Annotated in this window: 19 protein-coding genes and 1 riboswitch; of the genes, 17 read left to right on the forward strand and 2 right to left on the reverse strand. The window is 42.6% G+C overall.

What is annotated here, in order from left to right:
• The first annotated feature begins 11 nt into the window (after window positions 1-11).
• From AC787_RS18715 to AC787_RS18750, 9 genes are all read left to right on the forward strand, one after another.
• Window positions 12-1,295, forward strand: a complete 1,284-nt coding sequence (locus tag AC787_RS18715) for an O-antigen polymerase (protein ID WP_054026170.1) — start codon at window positions 12-14, stop codon at window positions 1,293-1,295.
• 74 nt (window positions 1,296-1,369) lie between these two features.
• Window positions 1,370-2,662: an oligosaccharide flippase family protein gene (locus tag AC787_RS18720; RefSeq protein ID WP_054026171.1), complete on the forward strand. Its 1,293-nt coding sequence runs from the start codon at window positions 1,370-1,372 to the stop codon at window positions 2,660-2,662.
• Window positions 2,663-2,988: 326 nt separating this feature from the next.
• The gene (gene rfbA, locus AC787_RS18725) at window positions 2,989-3,867 is read left to right on the forward strand and encodes a glucose-1-phosphate thymidylyltransferase RfbA (protein WP_054026172.1); all 879 of its coding nucleotides are present in this window, start codon (window positions 2,989-2,991) and stop codon (window positions 3,865-3,867) included.
• Window positions 3,868-3,887: 20 nt separating this feature from the next.
• A complete protein-coding gene (rfbC, locus tag AC787_RS18730) occupies window positions 3,888-4,448 on the forward strand; it encodes a dTDP-4-dehydrorhamnose 3,5-epimerase (RefSeq protein ID WP_054026173.1) in 561 nt (186 codons plus the stop codon).
• Window positions 4,449-4,452: 4 nt separating this feature from the next.
• On the forward strand, window positions 4,453-5,310 hold the full coding sequence (rfbD, locus tag AC787_RS18735; RefSeq protein ID WP_054026174.1) for a dTDP-4-dehydrorhamnose reductase: 858 nt from the start codon (window positions 4,453-4,455) through the stop codon (window positions 5,308-5,310).
• On the forward strand, window positions 5,307-6,311 hold the full coding sequence (gene rfbB, locus AC787_RS18740; protein WP_054026175.1) for a dTDP-glucose 4,6-dehydratase: 1,005 nt from the start codon (window positions 5,307-5,309) through the stop codon (window positions 6,309-6,311). Before rfbD ends, rfbB begins: the two co-directional genes overlap by 4 nt.
• 85 nt (window positions 6,312-6,396) lie before the next feature.
• A riboswitch (cyclic di-GMP riboswitch) is annotated at window positions 6,397-6,481 on the forward strand.
• A gap of 48 nt (window positions 6,482-6,529) precedes the next feature.
• The gene (locus tag AC787_RS34125) at window positions 6,530-6,688 is read left to right on the forward strand and encodes a hypothetical protein (protein WP_161807550.1); all 159 of its coding nucleotides are present in this window, start codon (window positions 6,530-6,532) and stop codon (window positions 6,686-6,688) included.
• Between the two features lie 155 nt (window positions 6,689-6,843).
• Window positions 6,844-7,572 carry a hypothetical protein gene (locus AC787_RS18745; protein ID WP_054026176.1) on the forward strand — a complete coding sequence of 243 codons (729 nt, stop codon included), beginning with the start codon at window positions 6,844-6,846 and terminating at the stop codon, window positions 7,570-7,572.
• 24 nt (window positions 7,573-7,596) lie between these two features.
• Window positions 7,597-8,553, forward strand: coding sequence for a copper amine oxidase N-terminal domain-containing protein (locus AC787_RS18750; RefSeq protein ID WP_054026177.1), 957 nt, complete (start codon window positions 7,597-7,599; stop codon window positions 8,551-8,553).
• A 260-nt stretch (window positions 8,554-8,813) separates the two neighbouring features.
• Here AC787_RS18750 and AC787_RS35090 read toward each other — a convergent pair whose 3' ends face one another.
• A complete protein-coding gene (locus AC787_RS35090) occupies window positions 8,814-8,936 on the reverse strand; it encodes a hypothetical protein (RefSeq protein ID WP_268760180.1) in 123 nt (40 codons plus the stop codon).
• A 151-nt stretch (window positions 8,937-9,087) separates the two neighbouring features.
• Here AC787_RS35090 and AC787_RS18755 point away from each other — a divergent pair, with 151 nt between their 5' ends.
• From AC787_RS18755 to AC787_RS18765, 4 genes are all read left to right on the forward strand, one after another.
• Window positions 9,088-10,593, forward strand: coding sequence for an alpha/beta hydrolase (locus AC787_RS18755; RefSeq protein WP_054026178.1), 1,506 nt, complete (start codon window positions 9,088-9,090; stop codon window positions 10,591-10,593).
• Between the two features lie 40 nt (window positions 10,594-10,633).
• Entirely contained in the window at window positions 10,634-10,831 is a 198-nt protein-coding gene (locus AC787_RS35405; protein ID WP_414730989.1) for an aspartyl-phosphate phosphatase Spo0E family protein, read from the forward strand.
• A gap of 422 nt (window positions 10,832-11,253) precedes the next feature.
• A complete protein-coding gene (locus AC787_RS18760; RefSeq protein ID WP_054026179.1) occupies window positions 11,254-11,784 on the forward strand; it encodes a VanZ family protein in 531 nt (176 codons plus the stop codon).
• Between the two features lie 101 nt (window positions 11,785-11,885).
• Window positions 11,886-13,070 carry an acyltransferase family protein gene (locus tag AC787_RS18765; RefSeq protein ID WP_054026180.1) on the forward strand — a complete coding sequence of 395 codons (1,185 nt, stop codon included), beginning with the start codon at window positions 11,886-11,888 and terminating at the stop codon, window positions 13,068-13,070.
• A gap of 144 nt (window positions 13,071-13,214) precedes the next feature.
• Here AC787_RS18765 and AC787_RS18770 read toward each other — a convergent pair whose 3' ends face one another.
• Window positions 13,215-14,099: an AraC family transcriptional regulator gene (locus tag AC787_RS18770; RefSeq protein ID WP_054026181.1), complete on the reverse strand. Its 885-nt coding sequence runs from the start codon at window positions 14,097-14,099 to the stop codon at window positions 13,215-13,217.
• A gap of 161 nt (window positions 14,100-14,260) precedes the next feature.
• Here AC787_RS18770 and AC787_RS18775 point away from each other — a divergent pair, with 161 nt between their 5' ends.
• From AC787_RS18775 to fdhD, 4 genes are all read left to right on the forward strand, one after another.
• Window positions 14,261-15,676, forward strand: coding sequence for an MATE family efflux transporter (locus AC787_RS18775; protein ID WP_082360845.1), 1,416 nt, complete (start codon window positions 14,261-14,263; stop codon window positions 15,674-15,676).
• A 101-nt stretch (window positions 15,677-15,777) separates the two neighbouring features.
• The gene (gene infC, locus AC787_RS18780) at window positions 15,778-16,266 is read left to right on the forward strand and encodes a translation initiation factor IF-3 (protein ID WP_054027137.1); all 489 of its coding nucleotides are present in this window, start codon (window positions 15,778-15,780) and stop codon (window positions 16,264-16,266) included.
• Between the two features lie 219 nt (window positions 16,267-16,485).
• Window positions 16,486-18,840 carry an FdhF/YdeP family oxidoreductase gene (locus AC787_RS18785; protein ID WP_054026182.1) on the forward strand — a complete coding sequence of 785 codons (2,355 nt, stop codon included), beginning with the start codon at window positions 16,486-16,488 and terminating at the stop codon, window positions 18,838-18,840.
• Window positions 18,841-18,900: 60 nt separating this feature from the next.
• A complete protein-coding gene (fdhD, locus tag AC787_RS18790) occupies window positions 18,901-19,710 on the forward strand; it encodes a formate dehydrogenase accessory sulfurtransferase FdhD (RefSeq protein WP_054026183.1) in 810 nt (269 codons plus the stop codon).
• Window positions 19,711-19,758: the final 48 nt, after the last annotated feature.

Here is a 19,758-nt window from a genome sequence, read left to right on the forward strand (position 1 = left end):
GAGGTATATCCATGGTTATATTTGCGATTTTGGTCATTATAGTGGTTATGCTAGTTGGTAGCTGGTTAATCACGAGAAGTTGGTGGTCGCCAACGAGCACTATGGTGATATATTGGTCATTTTTTATAGTCTTCAGTATGTTTGTGTTTAAATATGAGTATAACTGGAGTTATTCCGGTGTTCTATGGATATTAGCAGCATGTGTATTTTTTGGATTAGGAAATACAGTCGGGAACGCATTAAGTGTGCAGTTGATTAGAGGTAGGGAAGTATCCCTAGTAAGTAGACCTAAGAAAAGTCTGTCAAGGTTTTCATGGTATTTTATAATTTTATGTATTACCATGGGAATTATTCGAATAATTATTGATATAATTGCCAATGGTTTTACATTTCAATCGTTTTTGAACTTAAATGCAATCCTTGATATGAATGAGACTATGGCCTATCAAAGGTATAGTGGAGGCGAAGGTTCTAATAATGTAATAATGCAACTTCTATTAGTATTTGTATATGCTGGTCCCTTGTGTGGCGGTTATGCATCTAATTATAGAGAAAATAAATTTGACACCTCGATAACATTTCTAACATTCGTACCAGTATTGCTCTCGCTGCTTTTCAATAATGGGAAAGCAGGTTTGATTGCATGTGTATTGTTGTGGATAAGTGGATATATTGTGGGGTTTGTTGAAAAAAACAAAAAACTACCATCATTCAGGATGGGAACGTTTTTTAAATTCATCTTGTCATTAATTATTGCTCTTATTTTCTTATATATATCTATGTTAATGAGAATTGGGGATTTTAGTGAATCTACGAGAAGTATAGTTTATCAGAAATTTATGGTTTATGCATTTGGAAATATACCCGCTTTCGACTATGGTTTCAGTAGTAAGTTGTTTTTGAAAAGTGAATTACCAGGACAATTCACATTTGTGGGGATATACAATACTTTAGGTTTTACTGAAAGGCTTCAGGGTGTATACAAATTTGGGATAACTTTTACAAATGGGTATTTTACTAATGTATTTACTTCTTTCTTTGGAATAATTAGTGATTTTGGTTATGTTGGCGGCCTTCTTTTTTTTAGTGCAATAGGTGTTATTTCGGGATTTAGTTTAAACAGAATTATTAATCTTAATGGACGTAACATTATGACGATGACTGTATTGTCATCAATATATTTCTTTATATTCTATTCTTTTATTATTTCTCCGTGGTCATATTCTTCTTATATATTATCGATGTTTGTATTTATGGTTTATTTATGGTTAACGATTTTAAATAGGGGGAAGTAACTTAGAGTTGTTAATTGATTTCTTTCATAAGCATGCGTTTCTTCCAAGGAGTAAATTAAAAAAGAGGTTTAGTGATGTCTATTATTAAGAAAGCATGGAAATCTAAATTTGGAAAAGATGTTGTAATAACTTCAGTAGGTCAATTTGTTATCTTATTAGTTGCGCTTGGGATAAATAAGATATTAAGTATCGAATTAGGACCTGTTGGTTTTGCTGAGTATAGTATAGCTAAAAGGGCTGCAGCAGTGTTTGGATTTATTATGATTGCAGGATTAGGGATTGCCATCCCAAAATATCTTTCTAAGTTAGATCAAGAAAATGATAGATTGAATAAATCAAGGTATATAATAGTGTCGATGTCTATCATGTTTATTTTATCGTTTATAACATTAATTATAGTTATTTTTTTTAATGAGATTCTAGCATTAATGTTGTTTGGGGATAGAAGTCATTCACATTATATATTTGCCATACTTTCATATGCACTTTCAATTACTTTTACTACATTTGTTTTTTCTTATTATCGAGGGCTTGATAAATTTGTGATGTATAGTACTTCTCAAATATTTGTTCAACTAAGCTCATTGTTTGTAGCAATAATAGTTAATTCGAGCGTAATATCCTTTTTGTATTCATCAAGTATTATAACTGGAGCCTATGGTCTTTATATGTGTATAAGATTGTGGCGAATACATTATATTTTTGCTAAAATTAAGTCATTTAACCAAATAAGACCAATATTTACAGAACTGTTATTTTTTTGTCTTCCCAGAATTCCCGGAGAAATAGTTCTATTTGGTTTTACTGCGATACCATTAATAATTATTAGTCACAAAATGAGTATAGAATATTCCGCTTATTTTGCAGTCGCAATAACAATAAATACTATGATTCAGCCTTTCTTTGGGATGATAGGAGCAGTACTTTTGTCGTTTGTTAGTAAAAGTATTGTGGGTGAACGCTTCGGTGAAGCAGAGGCAAAGATAAATGTACTGTCAAAAATTTATTTTATAGTAGGTCTTATAGTAGTGATGTTCATTGAAATATTTACACCATTTTTAGTGAATTTGCTATTTAGTAAAGAATTTGAACCTAGCGTACCTATCATTAGGATTGTAGCAATTGCTATATTACCGAATATCTATTATTTGTTATTGAGGAATCCACTGGATGCAATGAGTCGTTTTCCTTATAATTCAATTAATTTAATTATTAGCTTTTTGCTGCTAAACTTATTGTTAATTTATTCATCGAGTATGGAAGCATTCGCTGTTTCCTTTGTTGTTTCTTACTTCGTACTGGGTATACTGTCATTTGCAACTTGGTTTATTTTAAAAAAGAAATTAATAAAGAGCGATTATAAATAAAATTCTAGCTAATATTTCCATACTTAGTAGCTATTTTATAAGCTACATCGACTAGTTGCGACTGGACAACTGATTATTAGATTAAATTTAATTTGAAAATATTATTATTGTAAGAAATGTTAGATACTCTCTTATTGTCAACAGGAGAAGAGGGTGCATCGTTGAAGCTAATATTCATTGTGCAGCATACAAGAAGGAGTAATTCTCTAAGCTTTAGGCCGATATAATGGACAGATTGTCGTTCTTAAAGCTCTGACTATTAGGTCAGAGTTAGCGCGAAGCTTTGATACAGTGGGTCTAAATTTATAAGTAGGCGGTGTATGATATTGAAAGGTATTATTCTAGCAGGTGGAAGTGGAACACGTCTTTATCCTTTAACAATGGTAACGAGTAAGCAACTGTTACCGATATATGACAAGCCAATGATTTATTATCCTTTATCTACATTAATGTTAGCAGGAATACGTGAAATTCTAATTATTTCTACTCCTGAAGATACACCCAGGTTTGAGAGCTTATTAGGTGATGGCTCTCAATTCGGAATTACTTTACAGTATAAAGCACAGCCAAGTCCCGATGGCTTAGCTCAGGCATTTATTATTGGTGAACAATTTATTGGTAATGACTCAGTGGCTATGATTTTAGGAGACAATATTTATTATGGTAGCGGCCTTCGTAAGATTTTAAAAAACGCCGCTAGTAAAGTAAAAGGCGCAACAGTATTCGGTTATCATGTGCAGGATCCGGAAAGATTCGGGGTTGTAGAGTTTGATACAAATGGTACGGTCTTAAGTGTGGAAGAGAAACCTAAAAATCCAAAATCCAACTATGCAATCACAGGATTATACTTTTATGATAATCGTGTCATTAATATCGCTAAAAGTATAACCCCATCTTCTCGTGGAGAATTGGAAATAACCTCAGTTAATGAAGCCTATTTAAAGAAAAATGAGTTAGAGGTCTCTTTATTAGGACGTGGTTACACATGGTTAGACACTGGTACACATGAGAGCCTAGTGGATGCGACTAACTTTGTACGAACCATAGAGGATCATCAAGGTATTAAAATAGCAGCTCCAGAAGAGATTGGTTACATAAACCAATGGATTACTAAAGAACAATTATTGCTCAGTGGTGAAAGGCTCAGCAAAACTGGATATGGTCAATATTTATTGAAAGTTGCTAAAGGTGAGATTATATACTAGATAAGAAAGTGTGGATAACAATGAAATATACTAATACGAAGTTAGATGGTGTATTACTTATTGAACCAACCACATTTGGCGATCACAGAGGTTGGTTTATGGAAACCTATAGCGCAATAAAGTTTAAAGAGTTTGGAATTGATTTAGAATTTATGCAAGATAATCAATCCTTTTCTGCCACAAAAGGGACATTACGAGGATTACATTATCAATTAAATCCAAAAGCTCAAACAAAGCTTATTCGTTGTACAAGAGGATCTATATTTGATGTAGCCGTGGATATTCGTAAGGGTAGCCCTTCGTATGGTCAATGGTATGGTATCGAATTAAATGCTGAAAATAAAAAACAATTGCTTATACCAAAAGGTTTTGCTCATGGATTTATGACATTAACTGAAGATGTAGAGGTTCAATATAAAGTTGATGAGGTATATTCTCCTGGGTGTGATCGGGGAATTATTTGGAATGATCCATATATTGGTATTAAATGGCCTTTGGAAATTACTCCAATCCTGTCGGATAAGGATTCTAAGGCTCCTCTTCTGAAAGATGCAGAACATAATTTTCAGTTCGGAGAATAGATAAATGAAAATTTTAGTTACAGGTCGTAATGGACAACTTGGTTTTGATGTTATTCGAGAAGGGCAAGGTCGAGGTTTTGACATAATTGGAACAGGCCGCTCTGAATTGGATTTTACAGATTATTCTGCAGTACAAGCACTTATAAGCCAAATAAAACCGGATGCAATTATTCATTGTGCAGCTTATACCGCAGTGGATAAAGCAGAAAGTGACAAAGAAGAGTGCTTGAAAGTTAACGTTCAAGGGACGAAAAACCTTGCAACTGTTGCTAGGGAGCTTGGTGCTAAATTTATGTATGTAAGCACTGATTATGTATTTGACGGCAAAGGTGATGTTCCGTTCATAGAGTCAGATCTACCTAAACCTGTTGGTTACTATGGTTTAACGAAATATGAAGGTGAACAAACGGTTCAAAACTTAGTTGAAAGCTCTTTTATTGTTCGTATATCTTGGGTATTCGGCATCAACGGTAACAATTTTGTGAAAACGATGCTGCGGTTAGCAGAAAGCCGTGATCAACTAAATGTGGTTTCTGATCAATATGGTTCTCCTACATATACAGTAGATCTAGCTATACTATTATTAGATATGATTCAAACTAATAAATATGGAGTATATCATGCTTCAAATGAAGGCTTTTGCAGTTGGGCAGATTTCTCAAGAGAGATATTTGAAAAATCGGGTAAAAAAGTTGCAGTTGAAGGAATAACAACGAAAGAATATCCCACTCCTGCAGTTCGACCTTCTAACTCCCGAATGTCAAAGCAAAAACTAGAAGACAGTGGATTTAGAAGACTTCCTTTATGGCAAGATGCTCTAAGGAGATTTTTGAATGAATTATCACTTGAGGTGAAGGAATGACAAAAAGTAAAGTACTTGTAACAGGCGGTGCTGGTTTTATTGGTGGTAATTTTGTTCAATACATGGTTAATAAATACCCTGAGTATGAAATTGTTAATTTAGATTTATTGACCTATGCTGGGGAGTTATCCAAACATCAGGATATTGAGAACAAAGAGAACTATCGTTTTCTAAAGGCTGATATCGCAGATCGTGATGTAATCATGTCTATATTTGAAGGTGAAAACTTTAAATATGTTGTTCATTTTGCTGCTGAAAGCCATGTAGATCGTTCGATTACAGATCCAGGGATATTTGTTCGTACTAATGTAATGGGAACGCAATCCTTACTTGATGCATCCAAGAAACATGGAATATCCAAGTTTGTACATGTATCCACGGATGAGGTATATGGTGATTTAGATTTTGACCCTACGACGTTCTTTACTGAAGAGACACCATTGCAAGCAAACAGCCCGTACAGTGCTAGTAAGGCAGGTTCTGATTTACTGGTACGTGCCTATCATGAGACCTACGGGCTTCCGGTAAATATTACACGGTGTTCAAATAATTATGGTCCTTACCATTTCCCTGAGAAACTTATTCCATTAACGATTTCACGTGTCTGTAACGACGAGAAAGTACCTGTGTATGGAAATGGTATGAATGTTCGTGATTGGCTCCATGTATATGATCATTGCACCGCGATAGATTTGGTTCTGCATGAAGGTGTCAGTGGTGAGGTGTATAATGTAGGTGGTCATAATGAACGTACCAACCTTGAAGTCGTGAAGACAATTATTAAGACTCTAGGAAAATCAGAGCAGTTAATTGAATATGTGACGGATCGACTGGGCCACGATAAAAGGTATGCTATTGATCCATCTAAATTAGAAAGACTAGGTTGGAAGCCGACTTTCAACTTTGAGACTGGCATAGCACAAACAATTGAGTGGTACATGACAAATAAGAGCTGGTGGGAACGTATAATTAGCGGAGACTACAGATCTGAAACAAACTAGTACTTTCAGTTTTAAACTCAAACAAACCCTATACATCCCCACACAATTTTGTTAACATACCGTTAAACAAAACAACCGCATAACCACACGATAAAGGCAAAACCATTGAAAAGTGGTGACGCAAAGCTAAAGGGGCTTATCTTTTAAAAGACTGCCAGCCAGCTACCGAATATCGTGCCTCCCGTCGTGGTTTATGTGGAAACATGGAGGTTATTATTATGTTCATGCGCGCAAACGTTGTACGTGAATGGCATCAGCTCTGTATGGGGTTCCATGAATTGTTGTGGGAAGACTGCTTAGATGAGAAAAAGCGTATGGAGATTTATTTGAGAATTGTTTATCACAAAAATAAACTAGCAGCTGTCGCTGTCTCATGAACAAGCATGTAGCGCGTCACTATTAGATCTGAAACTGCTATATCCGCAAGCTGACGCCCCGTCACTATGAAGCGTCAGCTTTTTTATTTGAAAATAAATGAAGGAGAATCATATGTGACCTTTACTTAAGTAATGGCCCATATGAAACCAAAACAATGAAAAAATCGAACAAAACATTAATGATCATTGCAGGTGCACTTGTTGTTATCGGTATTGTTATTTATGGCAGTATGAGTCTGTATTCGAAATTAAATCAGGTAGATGAACTGAATGGGCGTCTTGATGAAGCTGCAGATAGCAATGCAGGACAGGATCCATTGAAGGCTACGGAGCAACCGGACGAACAACCTACGAATCAGGCTGAACAGACTCCACAACCAGACGCAACACCAATACCGGAGCTAGTTCCAACGACGCAGCCTGAGGAAGTCAATCAGCCTAGTCCGACTGCAACTTTACCGCCAGCTGACGCGTCTAATAACATAGACAAGGGGCAAAAGCCGGATAAGGAATCTACGAATTCGGAAGAAAAGTCCCGAAAGAAAAAAGAGATAGATGCTTCGGTCACAGTAAAGCTGGGAAAGCTGAAATCCTCGTGTCAAGCAACCAGCAATAGCTTGGTCAAGCAGATCGCGCAAGAGCTTAGTGGGGATGAAGAGGCCACACTTGCTACTATTCAAAGTAAATACCTGAATAAGGTGTTTTCTGCGGAAGCCGATTGTGATGCCAAGTTCAATCAATTAATAAGCAATGCCAAGAGCGAGTATAAAGCAGCCGATCTAGGTGAACAAGCCTTTCCGGATTGGAGCGCGCAATACGAGAGTGCGAAGGCTGGGGCTAGAGCCAATGCGCTTACTGTAATTGCAAACTCGCTAAACAAGTAAGCTTTAACATTCTGAGGAGGACCTATGAAAAAGTCACGTTTATTATCTATTTTTCTAGTTGTTATGATGCTATCATCTGTACTTGTAACCGCTGCATCCGCAGCAACAGCAACGATTAAGACAAAGACGCAGCCTATCAATCTGAAATTTGATGGACAAGCGCTAAAACTGCCCGATGGACAATATTCATTTATTTATCAAGGAAGTACATATGTACCGATTCGTTATATTTCTTATGCGCTGCTAAAAACAGTGAATTGGGATGGTGCGAAAGCGACTATCTCCGAGCCAACAGAGAAGGAGCTTGCTGCTCTGAAGAAGCAATTGCAGAGTGCCGCTGCTGGCAGCCAAAAGCCGCAAACGAGCATTACTATCGCGATACAGCCAGTGAAGGCAACTCTTGTGTTTAATGGAAAGACGAAGGTATTGCCGGCTGGACAATCCCTGTATGCCTATAAAGGCTCGATCTATGTGCCGATTCGTTTCTTATCAGAATCGGTAGGTACGCAGATTAGCTACGATCCGGTGACGAAGACAGTTAGCGGCGAGTCAGAAGCTTACCGGGCTGAGCAAGGCGCCGGCGGTGGAGTTGTTCTTCCAGGTACGGGTGGTGGAACTGGAGGTTCTGGTGGTACAGGCGGTTCGGGTAATGCTGGCGGTGGAACAGTTAAGCCTACATATGAGCAAATTACGGCAGAAGCAGAGAGCAAGCTTAATTCGCTGAAAGAAAGCTGTAAGGTAACTCTTATGGACATTGGCTTGCAGTATGTTGCGGCAACGGATCCAGCTGTTAAAGCACAGATCAAAGCTAAGGGAATTCAAGAAGTAGACAACTGTTCTGCAAAGTTTGAGGTCATCATGACGGATACAAAGGCTAAGCTGACAACGAATGGTTATAGCACGGATGTGCTTGCTTCCTATAGAGAAGCCTTTAACAAAGAGCTTGAAGCAGGAAGAGCTATTGCAGAGGGTTTGATGTAAAAGGAGTATGATACATCAGCTTTGCAAAATAAAAGAAGGGGCAGAAGAAGTCACAATGACTTCTTCTGCCCCTTCTTAGCGTTTTTTTGCACATCTCGGCATGTAGGAACCGTGCTAATAGCCTCTAATTAGCTGCTGAAGCTTTAGGAGGACGAAAGGCTCCCTTTACCCCAATCTGCCTTAATAAACCATCCTTGAGGCATGTGAGCTGTTCAGTGCACGTTTAGTTCATTTCTTGTCATTGTGAATCGTCGTTAGGATTAAAATGTATGATGAATTATCCAATCAGCTTCTTGATATATTTTAACGTTAAAAGCATTACCTAAAGCAAGCAACAATGTCATCATCAGCAAAAAGCTGCGTTTGAACATCTTGTCTTGCATGTTTTTTGTCTCCCCTTACAAGAATTTCTTGGAATATGTAAAAAAATGACTCATTTCACTAGCAAAACCACTACCATAGTACTAAAATATACATTACACTAGCATTACAGACTAACCTAAAATCATACAGTAGTGGTAATGTAGGGGGACTATGGACATATTTAATTCGTTCTACCAATTCGATCATTGTACTTCTGATCCTGATGCAGAAGTTATAGTACTCTTACATGGATTAGGTCTTAATGCTCGTATGTGGGAACCGCTCGCTGCTGTGCTAACTGAACGGTATCATGTTGTACGTTATGATTTGTATGGGCATGGCGGGTGCTTGCATGATGGCTCTGAATTAACGTGGGAGCTGCTTTGCAATGATCTCGAAGGCATATTCCACCAATGCGGCATAATAGATGCGCATTTAGTTGGGCATGGTTTTGGCGGAAGCTTAGCTGCTAGGTATGGTGTGAGCCGCCCGGAGCGGGTCAAGACGATTGTTCTTATGTCGACGATTGGATTTTATCCTCCGGAGGCGATGGAGCGTTCTGTTGAGCTGCGTAGGAGCTATGCTGAGAATGGGGTGGCAGCTGGACTTGCTGAGCAGATGACTAGTCTAGTAACTTGTCTGCCCCAGGACAGGGAAGAAGTATCATGGATAAGAGAAGCATACTTGCAGTGTGACATGGACGTTTACTTCAAATTAATAGAGCTCTTCGCAGCAGAGAATCCATTGGATGACTTATCCGCGATGAATAAGCCTTGCCTTGTTATGGCGGGAGACAAAGATACGATATACCCATCCTATATGTCAAAGATTACGTCGCAGTTTATTCCGAATGCGTTCTCGGTAACGGTGCCTGATGCGGCTAGTATGGTTTTTATAGATAATCTTCCCTATGCAGCTCAGAAATTATTAGATTTCCTCTCCAACCCTTCAATTGACAGGGAGAGTCCAAATGTTGGTGATCCACTGCTTGGATTAATGAGAATCGATGCGATTAAAATGTTTGGCGATGCCTACAAGACTGCTCCAAGCAAGAAAGTACTGCTCGAGGTCAAGCTAATCGGTACGTTTCGCGTATCTATTAATGGCAAGGAAATACCTAATGGCTGGCAGCAGCGTAATGCGAAGAGATTGCTTGTCTATTTATTGTTTCACCCGAACCCAACAAGGGAACAGTTATGCGATGCGTTATGGCCGCTTGCTGAGATTAGCAAGGCAAGCAATTTGCTGCGAGTGAGTCTCTCTCATTTGAAGGGATTGTTTGACACGGCGGGTGTGAATCCTATTGTTGCAAATCGCAGTCATGTTAAGCTGCACGCGGCTGTAGAGTGTGACATGCTGAAATGGATTCAGTCGCTTGAAGAGGCGCATTTGGAGAAAAAAGCAACAAGGAAGATTAGTCTTGTCAAAGAACTGCTCATCTATCCTGTAGAGGAAATGCTTGCAGGCTTGTATGATAACTGGGCGGATCAGGAACGAAGCAGGTTGGAATATATGCTGCAGGGACTTGTAGAATCGCTCGCGGATAGTTATAAAAAAGAAGGCGAATTTGCAGCGGCTAGTCAAGTGATGAGAAGGATAAGCAATATGTATAGCGGGGAAATACCCGTTGATATCGTTCGAAATACGCATGCTCAGGGAGAGGTGAGGGACCATTAATAGAGATACTGTTCTACACAAAATAAAGCTAGAGCAGACGATTGAGCTGCTGCGGCAGGAAATGATCGATAAACTATTAGTGAGCCAGTCCTACCAAGCTGAAGAAGTGCTGGGAGCAAGCCAGGCGCTTGATCTTGTTCTTAATTGCTATGATTGCGTAAGGTATGAGAGAGGCTGTAGAAATGAGAAGAATTGTGCGTCTCTTGCTCTGTTATTAGATGAAAATACAACTACTTAAATATACGCTTTCGCTTATTTTGTTTATACTTATACCAATAACTTCCGTTTTCATCCTTAAAAATCCTTATTCCGAACAGTTTTAATGGTGTAGACAACTCAGTAAACATTAAATAACTAGACATAACATTCACCCTCGTTTCACTTCTTTTTAGTTATAATACCAAACTTAAGGCTTATTGACTATATGAAAATAGGACTTTTATCTCAGTTATATTGAAAAATGATGGGTTATATTTCTTTATTTCTCAAATGCAAACGTTGTTCCAGCGCCACCGGCTGCTTCATTTTTGCGAGTAAGCCGTTCTTTGGCATGCCGATTTTTAGCACCCCCATGCTAAAATTTTGTTTGTGTGTTTTTTTCAAGTATGATAGAAGGATGAAAAAAGTAAGCTGGTTGTTTTACAGGAGGTGCAAGTGAACATGTATAGACCTGCTAGATGGAAGCCAACCATTATATGGGGGCTATTATTAGTAGGGTGGCTCGGGCTTTTATTCCTATTTTCATCCCAGACGTATGAGCAACAAAGTATTCAGCCGTTTTTGCGCAGTCACTTTACATACGATCAGCTTGTAAGATGGCTGCCGGATGTTACGATTACCTATCGAACGAGCATCGTTAATTCACATGATCGGCCATTTAATTTCATTGAATTTCTATTTCGAAAGGGCGCACATTTGTTTGTGTATGCGACGTTTGCTGCGTTGCTCTTTATGTTTCTGCGAGCACTGACCCGTAAGCGTTGGTTCCTTTCTATTATACTTACTCTGCTGGTCGCCATTGCTGTTCCGGCTATGGATGAATGGAATCAATTAGGCTCCGATGAGCGTACGGGCAACGCGACTGATGTTGTTCTTGATTTTGTAGGGGGCTGTACAGGCTTGCTTGTCTGTTTGTGCATCTTAGGAGTGGTGAAGCTGTTCCGAAGAGGAAAACGCAGGTCATATTCATAGGTTAAAAGGCATGTGAAAATAGTTGCGGACAAAGCAGGCTGCTATCCCTTATAATCGTCAATGACATTATATAGATTCGGTAAATGTGGGGGAATTGCAGCTTGCAGCGCTATGAGGAATTAGATTCACTTAGGGGATTGGCGGCATTAGCCGTGATGATTGGTCATTTCTTATTGGTATTTGCGCCAATCGCGCAAAATACTTCGGATCTCAGCTTTCTAGATTACCCGCTTAACCTGTTTAAATACACACCGCTGCATGCGGTATGGGGCGGTCATGAAGCGGTCATTATGTTTTTTCTGCTCAGCGGATTTGTGCTTTCCTTGCCGTTCTTCAGCAACCGCCAGCAGCCCTATTCAAAATATGTAATTAAGCGGATTTGCCGCATTTACATTCCTTTTCTCGTTGCTTTGATTATCGCCATCTTAATGAGGGAAATCGTTTATGTGTCGAAGCTGACGAATTTGACGAGCTATTATAACAATCTGTGGGTGATACCCCCGAATGTGACCTCGATCATTCATCATTTGCTGTTTGTTGGAAACTACAATACAACGAGGTATGATCCGATTATATGGACGCTCGTTCATGAAATGCGCATCTCATTATTGTTCCCGTTTATTATGTTCATCATTGCAAAAAGCAGCTGGAAAGTGGGACTGCCGCTGGCACTCGTCTTGTCCATTGGTGCTGAAAAATTGCTTGAAAATTTTGAAACGAGATATACGACGAACTTTGTGATCTCGCTGCATTATGCCTCCTTCTTTATTATTGGGGCGCTGCTGGCCAAATATCAGAAAGAGTTAAAAGCCGCCTTTGCACGATTAAAAGGCTGGTGGGTAATGCTGCTTCTTGTTGTAGGGCTCTGCTTCTATTCGTTCAAATGGATCGGTTATGGCGAGGACTTCCATGACATGCTCATGCCGCACGGCGGCGATTGGATGACGGCTATCGGCGCTTCGATCTTCATTATTGCAGCGCTATCGTCGGTTCGTTTATCAAGGCAGCTGCAGCGAAAGCCGTTATTGTTTTTGGGGAAAATCTCGTACAGTCTTTACTTGTATCATATGATTATACTCCTATCGCTCATCCATCTGCTAAATGGCGAGGTGGAGACACCGTTTATCGTCATACTCGCCTTTGTTGCTTCGTTCGGAGCGGGGGCGCTAAGTTACTATTTCATTGAGCTGCCATCCATTCGGTTAGGCAAGTGGCTTACAGGCTGGGGCAGGAAGCCGAATACTGCTGCTGTAAGTGGTAATGATGGTATATCATCCAATGCATAATAAATAGATGATTAGTCGAAGGAACGGTTCTCTTAGAGGGAGTCGTTCCTTTTTTACGAGCAGGATTGCAGCAGGTAAGTGTCCAAAATAGCGAAGGAGCAGCCCCGCGTTCGGCCTGAAGCTGTGGAGGGAGTGCGCTCATCCTTATCCATGTGAAAATCGTTGTCTATATTTGCGCGGCGAAATGCTCTCGTATTTGGCAAAGCAAGATGTGAAGTAGGCAGCATGATTGAAGCCAACCTGCTCGCCGATGCGAGCGATAGGCAGATCGGTTTGAAGCAGCAGCAGCTTGGCCTGCTCGATCCGGAAACGCATGAGGTAATCAAATGGAGCGCAGCCAAATTCTTTCTGCATGCATCTCGCGATGTAAACGGGATGAAAGTTGATGCTATCTCCCAGCTCCTGCGCGGTTATACTCTCACGATAATGTTCTCGCAAATAGGAAGCAGCCTGCTCTGCGCACAAGATAGAGGGAGATGGCCCATCGGCTTCCATGGATGCGGATAAATGCTCGATAACCTCTTGAAACACGAGCTGCTGCTTCCATTTTACGCTGGGGATATGATCATTCATATTGAGCTGAACCAATTGGCGCAGTAGGCTGTCCATCTTGGAGGGCTGAAGCAGCTTAGCAAACTGGGGCAGTCGCTTGGTAAAGGTTTGTGTCGTATAAACGTTTGACGTGAGTATTCTTGTTTTGGCACTGTCTGCCGGCACTTCTGGCACGGATTGATCGAATATGCTCCATGCGCCAGTCGTCTGAAAATGAATCCAATAGTAAGCCGTTTGCTCTTGGCAAGACTTCGTAGCGTAATGGTGAGCATCCGGCCTGAGAATGAGTGCATGCCCTGCACTCACTTCGTAATGCCGATCTTCTTCTCCCATGTATAAGCAGCCCCGCGTGACTACAAGCAAATCAAACACATTAATGTTGCATCTGCTTGGATGCTTGCGGCCTGAAGGGGCAACGGTATAACCTCCAATGATATAATGCGGCAGCGGCGGAATGGTCATATGAATGATGGTCATGTTAGGATTTTCTCCTTAAAATATTGAAGTTTGAATCGTTATAGTTTCAGTTGTAAAAGTGATACATCAAGCTCAGTATAGCATCTATAATTTGATATGACGATTGATGATAAACAACGGATACGGTCGCTAATAAGCGGTCGGTGCAGGAGGACAACAGGATGGCTTTACCTAACAAAAAAATTTCGCTCTGGATGCTGGCTTGGCCGATTTTCATAGAGCTGTTTTTACAGTTTTTACTCGGTGCGGCGGACACACTGATGGTGAGCCGGATATCGGATGATGCGGTAGCGGTGGTCGGCTTCTCTAATCAGCTGTTTCAAGCGTTGACGACCTTGTTTATAACCGTAGCGAGTGGAGCGGGCATACTCATTGCGCAAAAAATTGGTTCCAAAAATGGCGAGGACGCCCGTACGATCGCCATTATGGCGGTGAAAGTGAGCGCCATCATTGGACTTTTACTTAGCGGGCTGCTGATCCTCATTCCAGGAGAGATCGCTGCAGTGCTTCAGCTTCCAGAAAATCTGATTCCACTAGCGAAGACGTATATATCAATAGTCGGTGGCGGCATGGTATTGATAGCGTTAATGTCAGCACTTAGCACGTCGATTCGGAATACAGGCAATACGAAGGGGCCTATGTATACGGCAATCGGAATGAATGTTGTGCATGTTTTTTTCAACTATGCGTTCATATTCGGTGCGTTTGGTTTTCCAAAATGGGGCTTGATGGGTGTAGCGATTTCAACCGTGTTATGCCGCTTGCTCGCAACGATCGTACTGTTCATTATGTTCCTTAGCTCCTTTGAGCGTACGATTGCTTTACGTGATTTTAATGTATTTAATCGCAAGCTGTTCGGTGAAATTCTCCGTATTGGATGGCCGCTTGGCGTGAATTTGTCTTGCTGGGTGTTTACGCAGCTGCTTATTTTCAGCTTTTTGGCTATACTCGGCTCGAATGAGCTGGCGGCGCGGACGTATATGAATACGTTGGAATCCTTCTGCTTCATGCTTGGTTATTCGATTGCGCTGGCTGTACAAATTCAAATTGCCCATTTATTTGGAGCGGGCCGGGTCAAAGAGGCATACAGCATCGCCTTCCGAGCGATGTGGATCGGGCTTGCGGTGGTGACGGTCAACGCGTTCCTTATTTATTTGTTTGGCCGGCAGCTGCTCGGAATGTTTACAGAAAACAAAGAAATTGTAGCGTTAGGCGTATCTCTGCTCGGAATGAATTTACTGCTTCAGCCGGGTAAAATGATTAATATGGCGCTCGGCAACTCATTGAATGCGGTAGGCGATACTCGTTTTACGATGTGGACTTCAGTATTCTCGATGTGGCTGATTGCTACGGGACTAGCTTACTTTGTTGGGATTCAGCTTGGCTATGGCCTCATCGGGATTTATGCTTGTATGATCTTGGATGAGTACATCCGCGGCATTCTATCTTTAATTCGCTGGAGAGGCCAGAAGTTTCTGCGTAAAGCGGAGCGGGATGAGGCCGAAGCTGAAGCGAATAGGAGTGCTGAGATAGGCATAGGCGGAAAAGCACATAAACAAACCGCGCTGGACGTCTAATAAAAGCGTATAATAAAGGAAGGAAAATACAGCGGCTTAGCAAGTGAAAGCTGCTGTTTTCCGTATTCACGGCAAGGGAGCGATAAGCGGACATGGCATCGATGGTTATTATGAATGAAAAAATACGCGCCTCCGAGGTGCACTTGACGGGCTTGCGAGGCGAGGATCTTGGCGTTATCTCGCGTGATGAAGCGCTGGCAAAGGCAAAGGAATTGAAGGTGGATTTGGTCTGCACCTCACTTATGAGCAGTCCTCCGCCATGCAAGCTGGTGGCCAAAGGGCAGGCGAAGAAGCAGGCTGATCAAGAGAAGCGAGGCGTTAAGGTGAAGGAGCAGCCTAGCAAAGTAAAAGAGCTCCGCTTGACTGCTCATATAGAGGACCATGATTATGATACGAAGCTGCGGCAAGCGGCGAAGCTTCTAGGCTCAGGCAATGGTGTGCAGCTAGTTGTAAAAATTCAAGGCAAGGAAGGACCCAAAGCGAAGGAACTGCTTGAGCGCATGCTGAAGGATCTGGAGGGGAGCGGCAAGAAGCAATCCGGCATTCAAGTGAGCGGGAAGCAGGCGGCGGTGCAGGTGCTACCTATATAATAGCTTTACTGAAGGTGTGACAACAGAGACTAGCAAGGAGGAGGCGGCAGCTTCCTCTTGGAGCTCTATGTAGGTAAGCTGGACAGGATGGACGCTGTGATGAATGTTCGTGTGGAATCATTTTTATGATATTAATGTATGCGCTTACTTTTGTTTGTAGTAGTTTAGCAAGGTAAATAGTAATCGTTCCATAATGATCATTAGCGGGGTGAATTATTAATGAAGAAAACATTGCATACAGGACCGATTAAGCTGCCGAGGCTGCCAGACCCGAAGCTGTGGGTGAGCAAAGCTCCTTTTGGGCTAGGACGCATTAAGCCCCATCATATTCGTGATACGCTCAAAGTAGCGTGGGATAACCGAGACAACTTGCCATATGCCTATCGGATTTTGACGCAGGGCGTATGTGATGGCTGTGCGCTTGGCGTGTCCGGATTATATGATCAGACGCTGGACGGTCCCCATATTTGCACGACGAGATTGAACGTCCTGCGGCTGAATACGATGCCTGCGATTAAAGCAGAGGTACTTCATGCAGATATTGATGAGCTGAGAAAGCTGGATAGCACGCAATTGCGCAAGCTCGGAAGATTGCCTTATCCGCTCATAAGAAGCAAGGGAGAACGCAGCTTTCGCAGGATTTCATGGGATGAGGCGCTAGACCGGATTGCTGCCAAAGCGAGAATCATCGACCCAAAGCAAATGGCGTTCTACTTAACTGCGCGCGGCATTACGAATGAATCGTATTATGTGGCGGGGAAGGCTGCTCGGCTCATCGGGACGAACAATATCGATAACGCCTCCCGCATTTGCCATTCTCCTTCTAAAACAGCGATGAAGCGTTCCATTGGGGTAGGAGCTTCTACCTGCAATTATAAAGACTGGATCGGTACGGATGTGCTCGTGTTTTGGGGCAGTGTGGCGGCGAACAATCAGCCTGTATCGACCAAGTATATGTATGCGGCGAAGCGCAAAGGTACCAAAATCATCGTGATCAACCCTTATCGCGAGCCGGCAATGGAGGGTTACTGGATACCGTCTATACCGGAATCGGCTCTCTTTGGCACGAAGCTGGCAGACGATTTCTATCAGGTGAACATCGGTGGGGACATTGCATTCATGCACGGCGTCATGAAAAGCTGGTTCGAGATGGAGGAGGAGCAGTCAGGCTCAGCGATTGATCATGCTTTTGTAAGTGAGCATACGAAGGGTTATGAGGAGCTGAAGGCTCATATTCAGCAGCAAGGTTGGGAGCTGCTGGAGAAATCATCAGGACTGACGAGAGAGCGGATGCGGGATTTTGCGGCTCTGCTTGCCGCTGCAAAGTCAGGTGTATTCGTTTGGAGCATGGGACTGACGCAGCATCGATTCGGAACGGATAATATTTCGCAGGTAGCTAATCTCGCGCTGCTCCGAGGTTTTCTCGGGCGGGAGCATTGCGGCTTGATGCCGATTCGCGGTCATAGCGGCGTTCAGGGCTCAGGCGAAATGGGGGCTGATCCGTTCAGCCTACCTGGCGGTGAGTTTAAAGGAGCGGATATCCGGCGTGTGGAGCAGCTTTGGGGTTTCAAGCTGCCGGATTGGCAGGGTGATATTGTAGGGGTGTCACTGGAGAACGCATTGCTGAATGAGCATTCTGACCGAAAGCTGAAACTGTTTTATACGTCGGGCGGCAATTTTGTGGAGACGATGCCGGATCCTGATTTTGTGAAGCGTTGTTTAGAGAGTGTTGATTTGCGGGTGCATCAAGATATTGTGCTGAACAGCTCGACGCTGCTGGATGCGCAGGAGGAGGTTATCGTTCTGCCTGCAATGACAAGGTACGAACAGCCAGGCGGCGGTACGTCGACCTCGACGGAGCGGATGGTCTATTTTTCACCGACGATCGAAGGGCCACGGATAGAGGAAGCGCGTGCGGAGTGGCAAATTTATGCGGATCTAGCTGCACGTATCCGGCCGGAGCTCAAAGCGGCGATCACGTTTAAAGACGCAGCTGCTGTGAGGAGAGAAATTGCGCTGGCTTCACCGAACTATGAGGGCGTAGAGATGCTGCGAAGTCAAGGTGATGTATTCCAATGGGGCGGGGCATGGCTGTGTGAGGATGGTTTTTGCCCAACTGCTGATGGGAGGGGCAGCCTGCTGCCGATTGAACTGCCAGAGCTGCGCATACCGGAAGGACATTTCTATGCTACGACAAGGCGCGGTAAACAGTTCAATTCGATGATTTATGGCGAGAAGGATGCCTTTAACGATGCTGGACGCTACGACGTGCTGATGAATGAAGCGAATTTATCAGAGCTTGCTATCGCCGAAGGAGATGCGATCGTTGTATATAACCGAAGCGGGAGCTTCCATGGCAGAGCTAAGCAAGCGGATATTGCACCGGGCAATATCGAGTTGTATTGGCCGGAAGGGAATAGTCTATTCCCAAAAGGTGTATATGAGCCCTTTGCAGGCATACCGGAGTATAATGCATCGGTTATCGTGGAGAAAGCCGAAACCTATCATGCTTTTAAAGATACGAAATATATGGAGAAGCGGATTGTGGAGCTGGAAATCGAGCCGCCGGCCTAGATAGGGCTGTTAGGTAGGAATAAAGCATAAGCAAGCTGAGCGTGGAAGGGGAGCATTCGAATGGATCTTTCAAACACGACCAAATGGCGCATCCTCAAATACGATGGCAGCGCCCACTGGGAGAAGGATGACGACATCGCTGCGGAATATCCGCTTACCTTAAAGCTGGACGGTGAGGAATTTGCAACTATGGTATGCTCGCCATCGCATTTGCAGGAGCTGGTCATTGGTTTTCTCGCATCCGAAGGGGTCATACGTACAGCCGGGCAGGTGAAATCGCTGCGCATCGAGGAGGATGCGGGTTTTGCCTATGTCGAGCTTGAGCACAAGCATACGTTAAGCCAGGATCATTACGCCAAACGTTTTATCGGATCATGCTGCGGCAAGAGTCGGCAGTTTTATTTTCACAATGATATGCTGACGGCCAAAACGATTATGACCCGCACAAAAATATCGGCTGAGCAGTGCATTCGTTTTATGCGCGAGCTTCAGGAGGCATCCTCCGAATTTCGCAGCACGGGCGGCGTTCATAATGCAGCAATCGGAACACCAACTGAGCTGCTTGCTGTACGAACGGATATTGGGCGTCACAATGCGCTCGATAAGCTGTTCGGCTATTGTTTGCTGCACCGTGTTCGGACTTCAGATAAAGTGATTGCATTCAGCGGCAGACTCTCCTCGGAGGCAGTACTGAAAGCAGCAAAAATCGGCTGCGGCATCATGCTCAGCAAGTCGGCGCCTACTGACCTTGCTCTTCGCTTGGCGGAGGATTTAGGCATCACCTGTGTAGGTTTTATAAGAGGCGGAGAGATGAATGTGTATACCCATCCTGAGCGAATCAATTTTGGCGATGGATTGACAGCATGGTAGTGATTGTATATCATTTTAAATGAAAATCATTATCACTACGTAAGAAGA

It is taken from the genome of Bacillus sp. FJAT-28004, assembly GCF_001280845.1.
Lineage (GTDB): Bacteria > Bacillota > Bacilli > Paenibacillales > Paenibacillaceae > Pristimantibacillus.